Annotated in this window: 14 protein-coding genes and 1 tRNA gene; 8 read left to right on the forward strand and 7 right to left on the reverse strand. The window is 58.2% G+C overall.

Going from position 1 to position 14,039, the window contains the following annotated elements; genetic code table 11:
* Positions 1-63 precede the first annotated feature (63 nt).
* Positions 64-1,980 (forward strand): sensor domain-containing protein, encoded by a 1,917-nt coding sequence (locus H586_RS20285; RefSeq protein WP_051364072.1) that lies wholly within the window; start codon positions 64-66, stop codon positions 1,978-1,980.
* Positions 1,981-2,046: 66 nt separating this feature from the next.
* Here H586_RS20285 and H586_RS0116000 read toward each other — a convergent pair whose 3' ends face one another.
* Complete coding sequence (locus H586_RS0116000) at positions 2,047-3,699, reverse strand: FAD-dependent oxidoreductase (protein WP_081701880.1); 1,653 nt, start codon at positions 3,697-3,699, stop codon at positions 2,047-2,049.
* A 160-nt stretch (positions 3,700-3,859) separates the two neighbouring features.
* Here H586_RS0116000 and H586_RS0116005 point away from each other — a divergent pair, with 160 nt between their 5' ends.
* Together H586_RS0116005 and H586_RS0116015 are read left to right on the forward strand one after the other, a co-directional pair.
* Entirely contained in the window at positions 3,860-4,369 is a 510-nt protein-coding gene (locus H586_RS0116005) for a peptidylprolyl isomerase (RefSeq protein WP_011366364.1), read from the forward strand.
* 381 nt (positions 4,370-4,750) lie between these two features.
* Positions 4,751-6,460 (forward strand): Na+/H+ antiporter NhaC family protein, encoded by a 1,710-nt coding sequence (locus H586_RS0116015; protein WP_027182532.1) that lies wholly within the window; start codon positions 4,751-4,753, stop codon positions 6,458-6,460.
* A gap of 221 nt (positions 6,461-6,681) precedes the next feature.
* Here the strand turns inward: H586_RS0116015 and H586_RS0116025 are convergent, their stop codons facing one another.
* The 4 genes from H586_RS0116025 to H586_RS0116040 form a co-directional block, all read right to left on the reverse strand.
* The gene (locus H586_RS0116025) at positions 6,682-7,137 is read right to left on the reverse strand and encodes a hypothetical protein (RefSeq protein WP_011366362.1); all 456 of its coding nucleotides are present in this window, start codon (positions 7,135-7,137) and stop codon (positions 6,682-6,684) included.
* A gap of 42 nt (positions 7,138-7,179) precedes the next feature.
* Positions 7,180-7,566, reverse strand: coding sequence for a hypothetical protein (locus H586_RS0116030; RefSeq protein ID WP_011366361.1), 387 nt, complete (start codon positions 7,564-7,566; stop codon positions 7,180-7,182).
* A gap of 123 nt (positions 7,567-7,689) precedes the next feature.
* Positions 7,690-8,178, reverse strand: coding sequence for a YchJ family protein (locus tag H586_RS0116035; protein WP_011366360.1), 489 nt, complete (start codon positions 8,176-8,178; stop codon positions 7,690-7,692).
* Positions 8,179-8,206: 28 nt separating this feature from the next.
* Entirely contained in the window at positions 8,207-8,572 is a 366-nt protein-coding gene (locus tag H586_RS0116040; RefSeq protein ID WP_011366359.1) for a NifB/NifX family molybdenum-iron cluster-binding protein, read from the reverse strand.
* 193 nt (positions 8,573-8,765) lie between these two features.
* Here H586_RS0116040 and H586_RS0116045 point away from each other — a divergent pair, with 193 nt between their 5' ends.
* Both H586_RS0116045 and arfB read left to right on the forward strand, forming a co-directional pair.
* Positions 8,766-9,170: a PilZ domain-containing protein gene (locus H586_RS0116045; protein WP_011366358.1), complete on the forward strand. Its 405-nt coding sequence runs from the start codon at positions 8,766-8,768 to the stop codon at positions 9,168-9,170.
* Positions 9,171-9,221: 51 nt separating this feature from the next.
* On the forward strand, positions 9,222-9,653 hold the full coding sequence (arfB, locus tag H586_RS0116050) for an alternative ribosome rescue aminoacyl-tRNA hydrolase ArfB (protein ID WP_011366357.1): 432 nt from the start codon (positions 9,222-9,224) through the stop codon (positions 9,651-9,653).
* A gap of 160 nt (positions 9,654-9,813) precedes the next feature.
* Here arfB and H586_RS0116055 read toward each other — a convergent pair whose 3' ends face one another.
* Complete coding sequence (locus H586_RS0116055; protein ID WP_011366356.1) at positions 9,814-10,794, reverse strand: hypothetical protein; 981 nt, start codon at positions 10,792-10,794, stop codon at positions 9,814-9,816.
* A 497-nt stretch (positions 10,795-11,291) separates the two neighbouring features.
* On the opposite strand from H586_RS0116055, the gene H586_RS19620 reads away from it, so the two are divergent.
* From H586_RS19620 to H586_RS0116075, 3 genes are all read left to right on the forward strand, one after another.
* Complete coding sequence (locus tag H586_RS19620) at positions 11,292-11,690, forward strand: hypothetical protein (RefSeq protein ID WP_011366355.1); 399 nt, start codon at positions 11,292-11,294, stop codon at positions 11,688-11,690.
* Between the two features lie 161 nt (positions 11,691-11,851).
* Complete coding sequence (gene serS / locus H586_RS0116070) at positions 11,852-13,135, forward strand: serine--tRNA ligase (RefSeq protein WP_011366354.1); 1,284 nt, start codon at positions 11,852-11,854, stop codon at positions 13,133-13,135.
* Between the two features lie 86 nt (positions 13,136-13,221).
* Positions 13,222-13,297 (forward strand) — tRNA-Lys (locus H586_RS0116075).
* 396 nt (positions 13,298-13,693) lie between these two features.
* Here H586_RS0116075 and H586_RS0116085 read toward each other — a convergent pair.
* Entirely contained in the window at positions 13,694-13,999 is a 306-nt protein-coding gene (locus H586_RS0116085) for a Dabb family protein (protein ID WP_011366353.1), read from the reverse strand.
* Positions 14,000-14,039: the final 40 nt, after the last annotated feature.

The following is a 14,039-nucleotide window of genomic DNA, read 5'->3' on the forward strand; positions in this document are numbered from 1 at the left end:
GCCGCTATTCGCGCTGCACGGAAAATGTGCTATTATGACGGCAAAAGACAGGAGCCGCACCCCATGAGCATATACGGACACCACTTTTTACTTCCGGCACAGGCCGCCGCTGCCTGCCTGACCCTGCTGGCAGCCGCGCCCGCGGTACCGGCCGCTCAGCGCACTGCGGACGTAATGGCCGGCACATGGACATACGGCGGCAGGCCCTACATGCTGCTGCTGGGCATACTGGTTGTCGTATCCGCCGGTATGGCGGTTACCGGCATGGTCCGGGCCAGAAATTCCGCCCGCCGCGCAGCGCAGATGGAAAAACTGCTCCGCCAGCGGCTGGGAGAAACAACCGAATGGGCCGACAGAGAACGCGAAATACGGACGCTCATGCACCATGCCGCCATCGGCATCTACCGTTCAACGCTTGACGGTTCGCGCTTTATCGAAGCCAACAAGCATCTTGCGCTGCTGTACGGCATGCATGATGAAAAAGAATTTCTGCGCACCGTCACGCCGCTGGATATGCACCCGTCGGGACAAAACCGGCAGGAACTCATGCAGAAGCTGCGCCGCGACGGCGTGGTCAGCAGGCAGAAAATCCTGCTGCGCGACAAATCAGGCAGTCTGCGGCACGCCATCACGTCCGCGCTCATCAGCTCCCGCAATGAAAGCATCTTCGGGCTTATCTATGACATGACGGACGAACACAACAGCAAAGAGGAAATGCGCCGCACCGGCGCCATGCTGCAGTCGGTCATTGATGCCATGCCCAACCCGTTCTTTTTTAAAAATGCCCGGGGCCGCTATAAGATTGTGAACCGCGCCTTCTGCCGGCTTGTGAACCGCCCTGCCGAAGCGCTGGTGGACCGTACGGTCGAAGCTTTCGCCTCGCCCGCCATGGCACAGATATACAACGATGCCGACGCAGTGCTGCTGACAGCGGCAGGCCCCGCCGTGCAGCGGTATGAAACCGTTGTCGAATCGGAAGAAGGCGGCACTGAGGTGCTGCTGTACAAAGAAAGCATATGCGACGATAACGGAACCATCACGGGCATAGTGGGCGCAGCGTTTGACATCACATCGCGCAAGGAAACCGAATCGGCCCTGCGGCAGGCGGAAGAACGGTACCGCACCATTTTCATGCATGCTCTGGACGGCATTTTCACCTGCACGCCGCAAGGTCTCCTGCTGGAAGCCAACCCCGCTTTTGCGCGCATGTTCGGTTACGAAAGCCGTGAAACCCTGCTGGAAACCGCTCCGTCCGTCCGCTCGCTGTGGGTCAGCAGCCAGACACACGACGAAGTGATGGGCCTTTTATGCAACCGGCAGCAACTCACGGCGCAGCGTGCCGAGATGCTGCGCCGCAACGGCGAACACTTCTGGGCGGAAATAAACTGTCAGGCCTTTTATGACATGCAGGGCGAAGTGACACGCGTAGAGGGCGTCATCTCTGACGTGACGCACCATATGATGCAGGAACGTGAGCTGCGGACGCAGGCTTCCACGGACAAGCTGACCGGCCTCATGAACCGTTACGGCTTTGATGAAGCCTTTGAGCGGCTGCTGGCGCAGGCGCAGCGCAGTACGCGCAAGGTGGGCGTGGCGTTCATTGATCTGGACGGGTTCAAGGAGATCAATGACAGATTCGGCCACGACACAGGAGACATGCTGTTGAAAGAGGTGGCACGCAGACTGCAGCAACGCGTGCGCGAAACCGATATAACGGCCAGACCGGGCGGTGACGAGTTTGCCGTGCTGTTGTGGGATGTGGGCGGAACCGAAGACCTGCGGCGGCTGGGGGAAAGCCTGCTGGACGCGCTGCGTCCGCCCTACCGCTGCGATGCAAATGTCTGTACGCTGACAGCCAGCATAGGGCTGAGCCTGTACCCCGACCACGGGCTGACCGCAGGAACCCTGCTGCGGCAGGCTGACCAGGCCATGTATGCGGTAAAAAACGCCGGAAAAAACGCTGTCCGGCTGGCTGTGTGACACACCACGGAAAACGGGCGGCAGCCTTTCTGTAAACCGGCCGCCGCCCGCAGGAATTCTCCGGACTTATTTCTTCCAGCGCGAAGACTGCAGGTCTTCAAATGCCGACAACGCCGCCGTGGCACCGTTGCCCACGGCTGTCACTATCTGCCGTATGCCGCCGGTCACATCACCGGCAGCGTACACTCTGGGGATATTGGTACGCATGGCACGGTCCACCGCTATGGTGCCGTCTTCATTAAGCGTGACCCCCAGTTCGGCAGCCAGAGCGGAATTAGGCACATGTCCCACGGCCACGAACACCCCGTCCAGTGCCACTTCGTGCACATCGCCGCTTTTGACGTTTTTCAGTCTGGCACCGGTGACCAGACCGTCAGTGCCCAGAATTTCCTCCACCACAGTGTCCCACAACACGGGAATCTGCTCGCGCTCCAGCGCATCCTGCAGCTGCTGTTCCGCCCTGAAGGCGTCGCGGCGGTGCACCACGGTGATATCCACACCCAGATTTTTCAGATGCAGCGCATCGGTCAGTGCCGTATTGCCGCCGCCCACAATGATGACTTTTTTACCCTTGAACATGAAACCGTCACACGATGCGCAGTGCGAAACCCCCTTGCCGAAGTAGGTATCCTCTCCCGGCACGCCCAGTTCACGCCACTGGGCACCGGTGGCAAACACAAGCGCACGCGCCAGATACACGTTTCTTGCCGTGTACACCTCTATGTTACGGCCTATCTTGATTTCCTCTATTTCTTCATGCTCCTGCACATGGGCATATTCACGGGTATGCGCGGCCAGCATCTCCACCAGATTCATGCCGCCCACATTTTTAAAGCCGGGATAGTTTTCCACCACGGGTGTCACCGCCACCTGTCCGCCCACAACAGCCTTGTCCAGCACCACGCTTTTCAAACCGCTGCGTTCGGCATAGATACCGGCCGTCAGACCGGCAGGCCCCGCACCCACAATCACCAGATCAACCTTTTCCACGGGGTAGTCGCCTGTGCCCGCATCCTGTCCGGCTTCACGCACCATGCCGGAAGCGTCCTTCATGGTTACCAGTTCAACCGCAAAGCGCTCTTCAGGCATCAGCCCCACGGCGTCAAATTCGTCATTGATGTTGGTATGCGGAACCGAACCGACGCCGTACTTGCGTGAAAGCTCGGGAAATTCGTCAGAATTGACTGCCTCGGCACTGACCAGCTGAGGGCTGGCAATGACGCATTTCACCGCGTTCACCACCTGCCCGGGGCAGTAGGGACACCCCGGCGACGAAAACACCCGGACGGTTCTTTTTTCTTCCAGCCGTTCAAGAATCCTGCCCACGTTTTCAGAAACAGCGGTCTTACCGGCGGAAACAAGCATAATGGCTTCGATGAACCCTCTGGCTTCTTCTCCCAGCGGTGCACCGGTAAACCGTATGGCGTAGGTACCGGCATTGAGCAGCGTGCTCGGTCCCAGCGTGACGCCCAGCCGCTGAGCCTCGGCACTGTCCAGAGCATGCACGCGGGTGTCTATTTTATCGGCCAGTTCCGCAAGCTCCTGCGCAAACCGGACAGTGTATTCATTGTACTGATTTTTTTCATCGCCGTCGGTAAAGACATCCAGAGTGACCTCACCGGGCAGTCCGGCAAACACACCGGCCAGATGCTTGCGTCCTTCTTCGGGTATAAGCCACCGGCGTTCTTCGCTGTTCTGTGCAGAATCATTTTCGCTCATGGAGACCTCCATTGCTTATATTCGTAACTGAAAGAATATGTTGCATGATTTACAGCTCAGCATACCACATCGGCAGAACGGTGCAAGGCCGCTTGCCTTTTTCCCGCAGGCGGGGCAAACACGGCGGATATTACTCCCATCATTCAAGGAAGGAACGCACATGAGCAATCCCATGGTGCTGCTGGAAACATCTTCCGGCGATATGCTGATAGAACTCTATGCCGACAAGGCCCCTGAAACCGTGAAAAACTTTCTGCGCTATGTGGAGGAAGGTTTTTACGAAAACACCATCTTCCACCGTGTCATTAAAAATTTCATGATTCAGGGCGGTGGCGTTACCATGCGCATGGAAGACAAAAAAGGCCACGAACCCATTGCCAACGAGGCAGGCAACGGCCTTAAAAACGTCCGCGGCACCATTGCCATGGCGCGCACCGCAGCCCCCCACAGCGCGACTTCACAGTTTTTCATCAACCTTGTGGACAACCCCGACCTTGACCATCAGGACGATTCCGATGCCGGATTCGGCTACTGCGTTTTCGGTGCCGTGGTTGAAGGCATGGACGTGGTTGATGCCATAGGCAAGCTGAAAACCAAACCCATGGGTGAGCACGATGATGTTCCCGTGGATTCGGTGGTCATCACCGGCGCAGGCCTTTTCGACCTGTAGGCAGGCACCTGACGGCAGACATCCGCCGCAGCGGTGCCGCAGCGCAGAAATACCGCCCCGCCTCAGCGCGGACGGTAACGGACGCGCTTCTGCCTGCATGCATCCGCAGGCAGCCGCCGCACCTGATATCAACACCAAAGCCGCTTCATGCATGAAGCGGCTTTTTCTGTGTCCGCCATCTTCAGGGGGAGCTGCAGCGGACGACTTTTTTTGCAGCCCCAACCCCTTCTGCATACAGGCGTTCTAAAGAGTACCACTAAATATACGGTGTACGTACTTGCACAAACAGTTGCCATGCACACCGTCTCTGCGCTACTGTCCTGCGCTGTATTTTTATTCATTTTCCGGAACGACCAGTACAACACTTGTGAAGGGGGTAGTATGCGTTCGTTTCTTACAGGCATTCCGGCGTCGCTTGCGGGGTTGCTGCTGTGCAGCATACCGGCGCTGGCCGCGGATGCCAGCCTGGGCCCCGTCAATGCCGAACGGTTCGGCATCTGGACGCTTATCCCGCCCGTTGTGGCCATCCTGCTGGCCTTCATCACGCGCAACGTGGTGCTTTCGCTGTTTATCGGTGTTTTCTCCGGCGCATTCATGCTGGAAGCAAAAGGCTTTGACCTGTACTCCGGCATAGTGGACGGTTTTCTGCGTCTGTCGGGCGAAATTCTGACCTCGCTGGCCGACCCGTGGAACGCGGGCATCGTGCTGCAGGTGCTGGCCATCGGCGGCCTTATTGCACTGGTTTCGCGCATGGGCGGCGCAAAGGCCATTGCAGAGGCACTGGCACGCAAAGCCAGAAATGCCAAAAGCGCACAGATGTCCACATTTCTCATGGGCATAGTCATTTTCTTTGACGATTACGCCAACTCGCTGACCGTGGGCCCCATCATGCGCCCCGTCACCGACAAAATGAAAGTTTCCCGCGAAAAACTGGCGTTCATCATCGATGCCACTGCCGCCCCCATTGCCGGCATGGCGCTCATATCCACATGGGTGGCCTACGAAATAGGCCTCATCAAAGACGGGTTCGACGCCATCGGCCTGCAGGGCAACGCCTACGGTACCTTTGTGGAAACGCTGCCTTTCCGTTTTTACAATATTTTCATGCTGGTATTTGTGGTGGCGGGCATCTGGCTGCTGCGCGAATTCGGCCCCATGCTGAAAGCCGAACAGCGTGCGCGCACCACCGGCAAGGTGCTGGACGACAACGCCAAGCCCATGGTTGCCGACGAGGCAACCGACCTTGAGCCGGACCCGGACACCCCGCTGAGCATCTGGAACGCCATCATCCCCATCGGGGTGCTTATCGTCGCGGCGTTTCTGGGCTTCTACTTCAACGGTTACAACGCCATCATGGCAGGCGACAACGCAGCCCTCATTGCTTCCGTGAAGGAATCGCCCATGGGCTTTGCCTCGCTGCGTGACTGCTTCGGCGCCTCCGACGCATCGGTGGTGCTTTTTCAGGCTGCGTTGCTGGCAGGCATTGTGGCCATCACCATGGGGGTCAGCCGTCGCATCTTCACGCTGGAAGAAGCTCTTTCCACATGGGTTCAGGGCATCAAGTCGCTCAGCATCACCGCCGTCATCCTGCTGCTGGCGTGGTCGCTTTCCGGCATGATCAAAGAACTGGGCACGGCACGCTATCTGGTGACCGTTCTTTCCGATGCGTTGCCGCCCTTCCTGCTGCCCAGCATCATCTTCATCCTCGGTTCGTGCATCTCGTTCGCCACCGGTACGTCTTACGGCACCATGGGCATACTCATGCCGCTGGCCATTCCGCTGGCATGGGCCATCACGCCGGAACACAACTATCTTATCATGAACATCGGGGCCGTGCTTACGGGGGCCATTTTCGGCGACCACTGCTCGCCCATTTCAGACACCACCATTCTGTCTTCCATGGGGGCCGCGTGCGACCACATCGACCACACGCGCACACAGCTTGTCTATGCCCTTACCGTGGGAGCCTGTGCGGTGCTGTTCGGTTACCTGCCCGCGGGCCTCGGCCTGCCGGTGCTGCTGGTGCTGCCTCTGGGTATCGCATCCGTGTTCATCATGACCCGTCTTCTGGGCACCCGCCTGCCGGAATAATCCGGCGGTCCGCCTTTCTGTAAAAAAAAAGCCGCCGGAACCATTCCGGCGGCTTTTACGCATTGTACGGTCTGCTTTTTTGCAGAAAAAAAAGGGCACACAAGGCTCTGCCGCCAGACAGCGGCACAGACAGCGGCACAGGCAGGGGCACAGGCGGGGATACAGGCAGCGCGGCCGCCGTGAACCGCACGCCCCGCGGCAGATCAACCCCGGGCGGCGTTTCAGCGCCACAGCGGCAGCTGCGGCAGCCACGAACCGGAAACACCTGTCACTTCAGCGTTATCCAGCACCAGCACAGCGCCGCCGGCAGCCGTGGTGTACTGTGCAACAAGACTGCTGCCGCCGAAGATACCCGCACATGTCACATGGTCGCCCACGCCCACTTTAAGCTCTCCCAGACGGTGCACCTGATCCTGCCGGATATACACCACCACCCTGTCATCCAGCACCAGATACACTGAACGCATGAACGACTGGTCCAATCTGGTCACGGTACCGCTTATGTTCACCACCCGCCCTTCCAGATCGGCGGCATGCTGCCGGTGTGCCAGATAGTCTTCATGCAGACTGTGCGCATCGTAGCGGGGTATGGCCGTCTTTTTATGCAGGCAGCCGCCGGACACGAACAGTACCGCCAGAAACAGAACTGCCGCTATGCGCAGCGCAATGTCGGGCATAACAATCTTCCTCGCATGACAGATATGGCGGAACGGAACACGTTACCGCCCGCCCAGACTGATACCCGGCAAAAGCAGCGGCTGCGCCCCTCTTTTGCGGGCGCGCACTCTGCGCCATGTTTCCGGACTGCAGCCGAACCTGAACGACCACAGTGCGCAGGTTTCCCGCGCAGCGCAGCGGCGCACCTCGGCCCGTTCTCCGCCGCTGCATGTCAGGCAGTGACAGCGGATGGCCTGCACGCCCGAACGTCCGGCCTGCGGCTGTTCCTCGCCCAGACGCCAGACATACAGCGCGCACGACGTATCGTCACAGCCGCGCACCATGGCGGCCGAACCGCCCTGACAGGCAATGCAGAACCGCCTGATGGCCTTGATGGGAGTTATTTTTGCCATACCGCTGGTGTATACGTTTTTACCGGTGCTTGTCATGTCCTGCCGCGGCAGGCGCAGGCGGGACACCCCCTGCCGGACAAGGCAAAAGGCCGGAGCGTATTGCGCTCCGGCCCGGATAGGTGACGATGCTGCGTGAAAACAGCCTGAAACCGCTGCGGACTAGGCGCGGCCGCAGCACTTCTTGTACTTTTTGCCGCTGCCGCAGGGGCAGGGTTCGTTGCGGCCCACCTTGGGCTCTTCACGGCGCACGGTCTGGCTGTGCACATGACCGTCTTCATACAGCCAGCGGCCGTCCACCCGCACAAAGCTGCTCGTCTCGCGCAGAGTCTGGGGCACACCGCGCATGGTGTAATCCGCCTGAAACTCCACAATGCCTCTGTTGTCCTCTTCGCCGCCTTTTTCGGTACGCAGCACGGTAAGGGCAGTCCAGCGCATATGTTCCGACCACTGCCGGATTTCATCGGCCGAGGCTTCATCACGGATATCAGGGTGCGTTGTGGCTTCAAGATATTCATAAGCACCCACACAGTGCGCGCTGAAACGGGAACGCATGAGGGCCTCGGCCGTGGCGGCCTGGCTGGTTCCGGCAATAAGGGGCCCGCAGCACTCTTCGTACGTTCTGCCGGAGCCGCAATGGCATTGTGTCATAGTCGGTCTACCTGTTCTTCAAGTTATATTAATGCCCGTGGCAGCCTTCGTGGCCGTGGGCATGGCAAATTTCCTGTTTGTCTGTCAGGCGGCCTTCAAGCCAGCTGGCAGCCACGTCCCGCACGGCACCCTGTGCGCCGCGCACCACCTGAATACCGTGCGACTCAAGCTTGTCCACGGCGCCCTGTCCCATGTTGCCGCCCAGCAGCACCTTAACGCCCTTTTCAACCAGAACAGGAACAATGTTGGATTTGCAGCCGCAGCCGGGAGGAGGGGTCAGGCGTTCTTCTTCCACAATCTGCCTGCTTTCGTCCACTGTCATGATGGTGAAATATTCGCAATGGCCGAAATGCTGATCCACGACGCCGTCGCGGGTGGGAAGTGCTATCTTCATTGTGTTTGTCTCCTTGCTGTTGTCTATGGATGAAAACTGCGGGAACTATAATCCCGCATCCTTCCAAGTCAATGACTACTGACACGGTATTCTTCTGATTATAATCCGCAGGCGTTTGTCAGGTCGGGCGTGCTCTGCTATGGTACGCACACACTCTCCCCCTGTCCGGTTTATTCAGAAAGGAGGCCAGCATATGACCCATCAAGAGGAAAAACGCCGCTTCACGCGGCTGCCGAAAGGCTTTTCCATAGAGGCCAGCATCCTGCAGTTTCCGTTCTCCAGCCAGCGGCGGGTGACCAGCAACTGCGCCGACATAGGCGGAGGCGGAGTAAGCTTTGAGTCCCCCGCACGGTTTGAACCCGGCGACAAGCTGCAACTGAAGGTTCACATTCCTACGCTGAACAAGTATTCTCCCGGCTTTTTCAAGGTATATGAAAACGACGCCGAGCAATATCTGCAGGCCATCGGAGAAGTTGCGTGGGTTGACCGCAACGGCGCGGGATACACCACAGGTGTCAAATTCATCGATATCGACCCCGACGTCTGCAAGGCGCTGTGCGGTCTGGTGGAAAAAACGCTGAGAGATCAGGAAAAATAACGGCGCTTCCTGCACGGGCTTACCGGCACAAGCGCCATGCAGGATACCATTATGCTTGAAGTACAGCTGGATGACGGCACCAGCCTTGTCATCCCCGAAGATGAAATATCGTTCAGTGCCTCGCGGGGGTCAGGTCCCGGCGGTCAGCATGTCAACGTGACCGCCAGCAGGGTCACCGTACGCTTCAACGTTCTGCACTCCGCTGTCCTTGACCGGCGGCAAAAGGAACGTATTGCCTCGCGGCTTGCTTCGCGCATTTCGTCCGCCGGCGAACTGGCCGTTTCCTGCGCGGACGGACGCAGTCAGCATGCCAACCGCAGGACGGCCCTGCAACGTCTGGCAGCCCTGCTTACCCATGCGCTGCACACCCCAAGGCCCAGAACAAAAACGAAAACTCCGGCCGCCCAGAAACGCAAAAGACTGGATGACAAAAAAAAGCGGGCTCTTACCAAACGCAACAGGCGCAGTATAAGCGATATCTGAACCGGACCGCAGGTGCCTTGCTGCCTGCGGTGTACTGCCGCCAGCCCGCAGCAGCAGCGGTACCGCAGGATGCCGATGGCGGCTGACAGCGGCCCGTCCCCCGTTGCATCACACGGCTGCCCGCAATAAAGCCCGCCGCCGGAATGTGCCTGTGCCCGGTTCACGGCACCCGTTGCACCGCCGCTGTCAGGTCTGCCAGAAATTTATCAACATCTTTGTAACGCTCATTTTTCCTGCGCCCGACCACCAGTGCCACATCGGGAATCGGGGCCGCGAATATCCTGTTCATGTAGTGCATTTCATCAGGATACCGGTAAAACAAACGCCCTGCAGGGTACTGATGCTCTTTTTGCCAGCACTCGAACTCTGCACAAAAGGCCGGATGCTCCGGCGGCGTGACCGTCTCGAAAAAGTCACTGTCCACCAGCCTTGCCAGACGGTAAAGACCGTGGACTTCTTTTGCAAAGCACTTCATATACTTGCCAAAAACATACCCCGTCTGCATACGCTGATATCCGGCGCATGCCTGTTCCAGCGCTCCGCCGGCCGCCTTGTGATCCCGTCTGATAAGCGCCGCGAGGTACCCCACGACCGCAGTGTCAAAGACCGCACTCTTCTTTTTCAAAAAACTGTCGGCCTGTGCCAGCACCTCCGGCAAGTGTACCGACTCGCCGTAATACAGCACCTTGATCATGTTCATGGCCGGAGCCACATAAAACGGAGAGACCGCGAAAGGAAGGGAGGCAGGGAAAAAACGTGCAAACACTTCAAAGTCGTTGCAGGAAAACGCAGTCAGAAGGTCGAGAAGGAAATTGCAGTGGTCAGTGCCGCCGGCAGTTATTCCGCCCAGCAGCAGCTGACGTCTTGCCGTCTGAAACAGCACGTTGTTAAGCGTTTCACAACTACGCTCCTGAAACGCCGTATACAGCCCGAAATCGCCCAGCGCAGACGGCAACAACCGGAGATACGCAGATGTTGCCGCCCCGCAAACCGTCTTGTCTTTCAGGTGCTCTTCATAAATACGATTCTGGTCGGCATACAGTTCGTCCCATGTCCGCACGGGATAATATTCACCAAACCGCGCAAAACGCTCTTCCGCGGCCTTGTTGTACAATGTTATAAACTGCTTCGCGTTTTTCATGCCTGATATTTCATAAAAGATTTCGCACAACCTGCATCGGCGGCAGGCGCCTCACACACGCCCTGTTATCCTCTGAATACAGCGCCGCCATATGCGCATCAAGATAAAATCAGCTGCGGTTCCCGCGCCCCTGCATTACAGCTGCATCGCCACACCCCGCAGCAGCAACCCGTAACATGACACACAGGCTGTGCCGCCGGTTGTGAAATTTCATCCGGTAATCCCCTGCACTGGTTGACCATTCACTGCATAAAAATAAAGCAACGCAAAAAACCTGTGGTCATGCACTTGTTTTGTGCGGTGCATGCGTGCTAACTCTCTTTTTTTGGTTGCATACACAACCAGTATCGGCATCAGCCACAGCCTGTCCGCAAAAACGGCGTTGACATACGCCAAAAGCCTGACAATATGGATACTAGGCCATAGACCCCTTTACGGGTTTTCAGTACCGCGGCACATGAAAACTGCGCACAGACGCAGTTGATAAGGAGCGACACATGGCCAAGACCAGCACAGTAAACGAAACCCCCACGGCGGAAGCCGCCGTCTTCAGAAAGCTGCTGCGCAATGCCAGCGCCGGCGGAGATTCCACCAGCCGCGTTCAGCGCGTCATGCTGGCGCTGGGGTATTCAGTATCCATGACTCCGGCCGGATTTCCCGCGTTTCAGCGCAACATGATGCACAAGGGCATTCCCGTCACGGTATGGGTCATGACCCGCGACACCTATTCCTGCCCTGTTTCTCTGATGGACCCTGTATTTGTGGGGCTGTACACCACCGAAGGCCCGCTTGAGATGGTGAGCAACGAAGAATATCCCCGTCTGCTGGACTACCTGCTGAAGCACCACGGCAAGGCGCTGGGGGCCAACGCGGATACCACGGGTACTGGCAACTAGCAGACGCGTCCGGCAGACACTTCCGGCAGGCGCACCGTCCGGGTCTGCACAGCCGGCCATATACCCGTGCAGACGGTTTTACCGTCTGCTGAGCGGCAGGTTGACCCGTCAGTGCCTTGGGGCTATTCTCCTCCACTGCATTTCGCCCAAGGAGAATCCCCATGCTTGACCTTAAACTGCTGCAGAACAATCCCGAAGTGGTTGCCGAGGCCCTTGCCAAACGCAATTCGGGCATTGATATCACCCTGTTTACCGCACTTGACCAGCGCCGCAGAGAACTGCTGCTGGAAGTGGAAGCGCTGAAAAGCGAACGCAACAAGGCTTCCGGCGATGTCGCCCGCATGAAGCGCGCCGGAGAAAACGCCGACGCACTCATCGAAAAACTGGGCGCTCTGTCAGACCGCATCAAAACACTGGACGCTGAAACCGAAACGGTAAAAGCCGAAGTGCACCAGTGGCTCATTTCTCTGCCCAATATCCCGCACGAAAGCGTTCCCGCCGGAGCAGACGAAAACGACAACGTATTTCTGCATGCATGGGGAGAAAAGCCTTCTTTTGACTTCACTCCCAAAGAGCACTGGGAAATCGGCCCTGCACTGGGGCTTGATTTTGAACGCGGCAGCCGTCTGACGGGCAGCCGTTTCACCGTGCTGTGGCACTGGGCGGCAAAGCTGGAACGCGCCCTGACGGCATTCTTTCTGGACGTGCACACCCGCGAACACGGGTACATGGAAGTCTACCCTCCCGCCATGGTCAACGCCCAGACCATGACCGGCACCGGACAACTGCCCAAGTTTGAGGAAGACCTCTTCAAGCTGCGCGATTCCGAGTACTATCTTATTCCCACGGCAGAAGTACCGCTGACAAACCTGCACAGCGGCGAAGTGGTGCCGGAAGAAAAACTGCCCATAGCCTATACCGCGCAGACACAGTGCTTCCGCTCCGAAGCGGGCAGCTACGGCAAGGATACCAAAGGCTTCATACGCCAGCATCAGTTCACCAAAGTGGAAATGGTGCGGTTTGCCCACCCTGAAAAATCGTTTGAAGAGCTGGAAAAACTGCGCAGTCACGCCGAAGTGCTGTTGCAGAAGCTGGGCCTGCATTACAGGGTTGTCACCCTGTGCAGCGGGGATATGGGCTTTTCTGCGGCAAAAACATACGATCTGGAAGTGTGGCTGCCCGGACAGGATAAATACCGCGAGATATCCTCGTGTTCCAACTGCACCGATTTTCAGGCCCGCAGAGCCAATATCCGCACCAGACTGGCCGATGCTAAAAAACCTGTGTTCCTGCACACGCTCAACGGTTCGGGGCTGGCTGTGGGCCGTACGCTGGTGGCCATACTGGAAAACTACCAGCAGGCTGACGGCAGTGTGGTGGTGCCCGAAGTTCTGCGTCCCTACATGGGCGGCGTGGCACTGCTGACTCCCGACGGACCTTTCTAGGCGCGGCCGGCAGACTGTCGACGATTTTTTTCATTTTTCCGCTTGACAGTTTTGCCCTCGCACCGTACAACGCATTCCTCACTTCGGGGGCGTTAACTCAGCCGGTAGAGTACCTGCCTTTTAAGCAGAGAGCCGCTGGTTCGAATCCAGCACGCCCCACCAAGTAAGCAAAGGTTGCGACACATGTCGCAACCTTTTTTCGTTTCCGGCTCCTGTCTTCTGCACCACCTGCATACGCCTGCCCGGCACACAGAAAAACAGGCGGCAGCAGTTCCGGCAAACAGGTGGCAGACAACCGGCCCTGCCCGCGGCACCGTTCCTGACGCCCGTGCGGCCGCCCGCCCCCTGCGGAGCATTCCCGGACAAACAGCATCCGGCATTGCAGCACCGGGCATTGCAGCACCGGGCATTGCAGCACCGGGCAGACGCCCGCAAGCTGCACAGCTCCTCCGTGCTCCGGACAGTCCTTCAAAAAGACAGAAAACTGCACCTTCCGCCCCGTACAGACAACAATGCCCCGCAGGGCGGGGCATCGGCGGGTACCATCACAGCACAGCGTTATACTTCGTAATCAATGGCTTTGCGGCCGGAAACCACGGCCTTGATAAAGCCCACGCACTTCACATGCTCCGGGTGCTCCGCATATGCCTGCAGGTCTTCCGCACTGGCATGCACGGTCTGCAGAATAACATCCACCTGTTCCGTTGTGGTCGCGGCAATGGCCGAAGACGCTTCAATGGCCATGAGCGACGGAATCCGGCCATCCAGTTCGCGCAGCATACGGATCATCTTTTCAGCATTTTCCGCTGCTGTGGCGCCTTCCGCCTCTTCCTTGAGCGTCCACCAGACAATATGCTTGATCATTTGTCACCTCTGTTTATGGGGGTTGCACTGCCAGTAACAG

Source organism: Oleidesulfovibrio alaskensis DSM 16109 (assembly GCF_000482745.1).
Classification (GTDB): Bacteria; Desulfobacterota; Desulfovibrionia; order Desulfovibrionales; family Desulfovibrionaceae; genus Oleidesulfovibrio; species Oleidesulfovibrio alaskensis.

What these genes read in the sequence shown, in the direction of transcription:
- H586_RS0116035 (WP_011366360.1), bottom strand. Translation starts at nt 8,178, where the DNA reads ATGACACAATGCCATTGCGGCTCCGGCAGAACGTACGAAGAGTGCTGC.
- H586_RS0116045 (WP_011366358.1), top strand. Translation starts at nt 8,766, where the DNA reads ATGACCCATCAAGAGGAAAAACGCCGCTTCACGCGGCTGCCGAAAGGC.
- H586_RS0116055 (WP_011366356.1), bottom strand. Translation starts at nt 10,794, where the DNA reads ATGAAAAACGCGAAGCAGTTTATAACATTGTACAACAAGGCCGCGGAA.
- H586_RS0116000 (WP_081701880.1), bottom strand. Translation starts at nt 3,699, where the DNA reads ATGAGCGAAAATGATTCTGCACAGAACAGCGAAGAACGCCGGTGGCTT.
- H586_RS0116005 (WP_011366364.1), top strand. Translation starts at nt 3,860, where the DNA reads ATGAGCAATCCCATGGTGCTGCTGGAAACATCTTCCGGCGATATGCTG.
- H586_RS0116025 (WP_011366362.1), bottom strand. Translation starts at nt 7,137, where the DNA reads ATGCCCGACATTGCGCTGCGCATAGCGGCAGTTCTGTTTCTGGCGGTA.
- H586_RS0116040 (WP_011366359.1), bottom strand. Translation starts at nt 8,572, where the DNA reads ATGAAGATAGCACTTCCCACCCGCGACGGCGTCGTGGATCAGCATTTC.
- H586_RS0116015 (WP_027182532.1), top strand. Translation starts at nt 4,751, where the DNA reads ATGCGTTCGTTTCTTACAGGCATTCCGGCGTCGCTTGCGGGGTTGCTG.
- H586_RS0116085 (WP_011366353.1), bottom strand. Translation starts at nt 13,999, where the DNA reads ATGATCAAGCATATTGTCTGGTGGACGCTCAAGGAAGAGGCGGAAGGC.
- H586_RS0116030 (WP_011366361.1), bottom strand. Translation starts at nt 7,566, where the DNA reads ATGACAAGCACCGGTAAAAACGTATACACCAGCGGTATGGCAAAAATA.
- H586_RS19620 (WP_011366355.1), top strand. Translation starts at nt 11,292, where the DNA reads ATGGCCAAGACCAGCACAGTAAACGAAACCCCCACGGCGGAAGCCGCC.
- H586_RS20285 (WP_051364072.1), top strand. Translation starts at nt 64, where the DNA reads ATGAGCATATACGGACACCACTTTTTACTTCCGGCACAGGCCGCCGCT.
- serS (WP_011366354.1), top strand. Translation starts at nt 11,852, where the DNA reads ATGCTTGACCTTAAACTGCTGCAGAACAATCCCGAAGTGGTTGCCGAG.
- arfB (WP_011366357.1), top strand. Translation starts at nt 9,222, where the DNA reads ATGCTTGAAGTACAGCTGGATGACGGCACCAGCCTTGTCATCCCCGAA.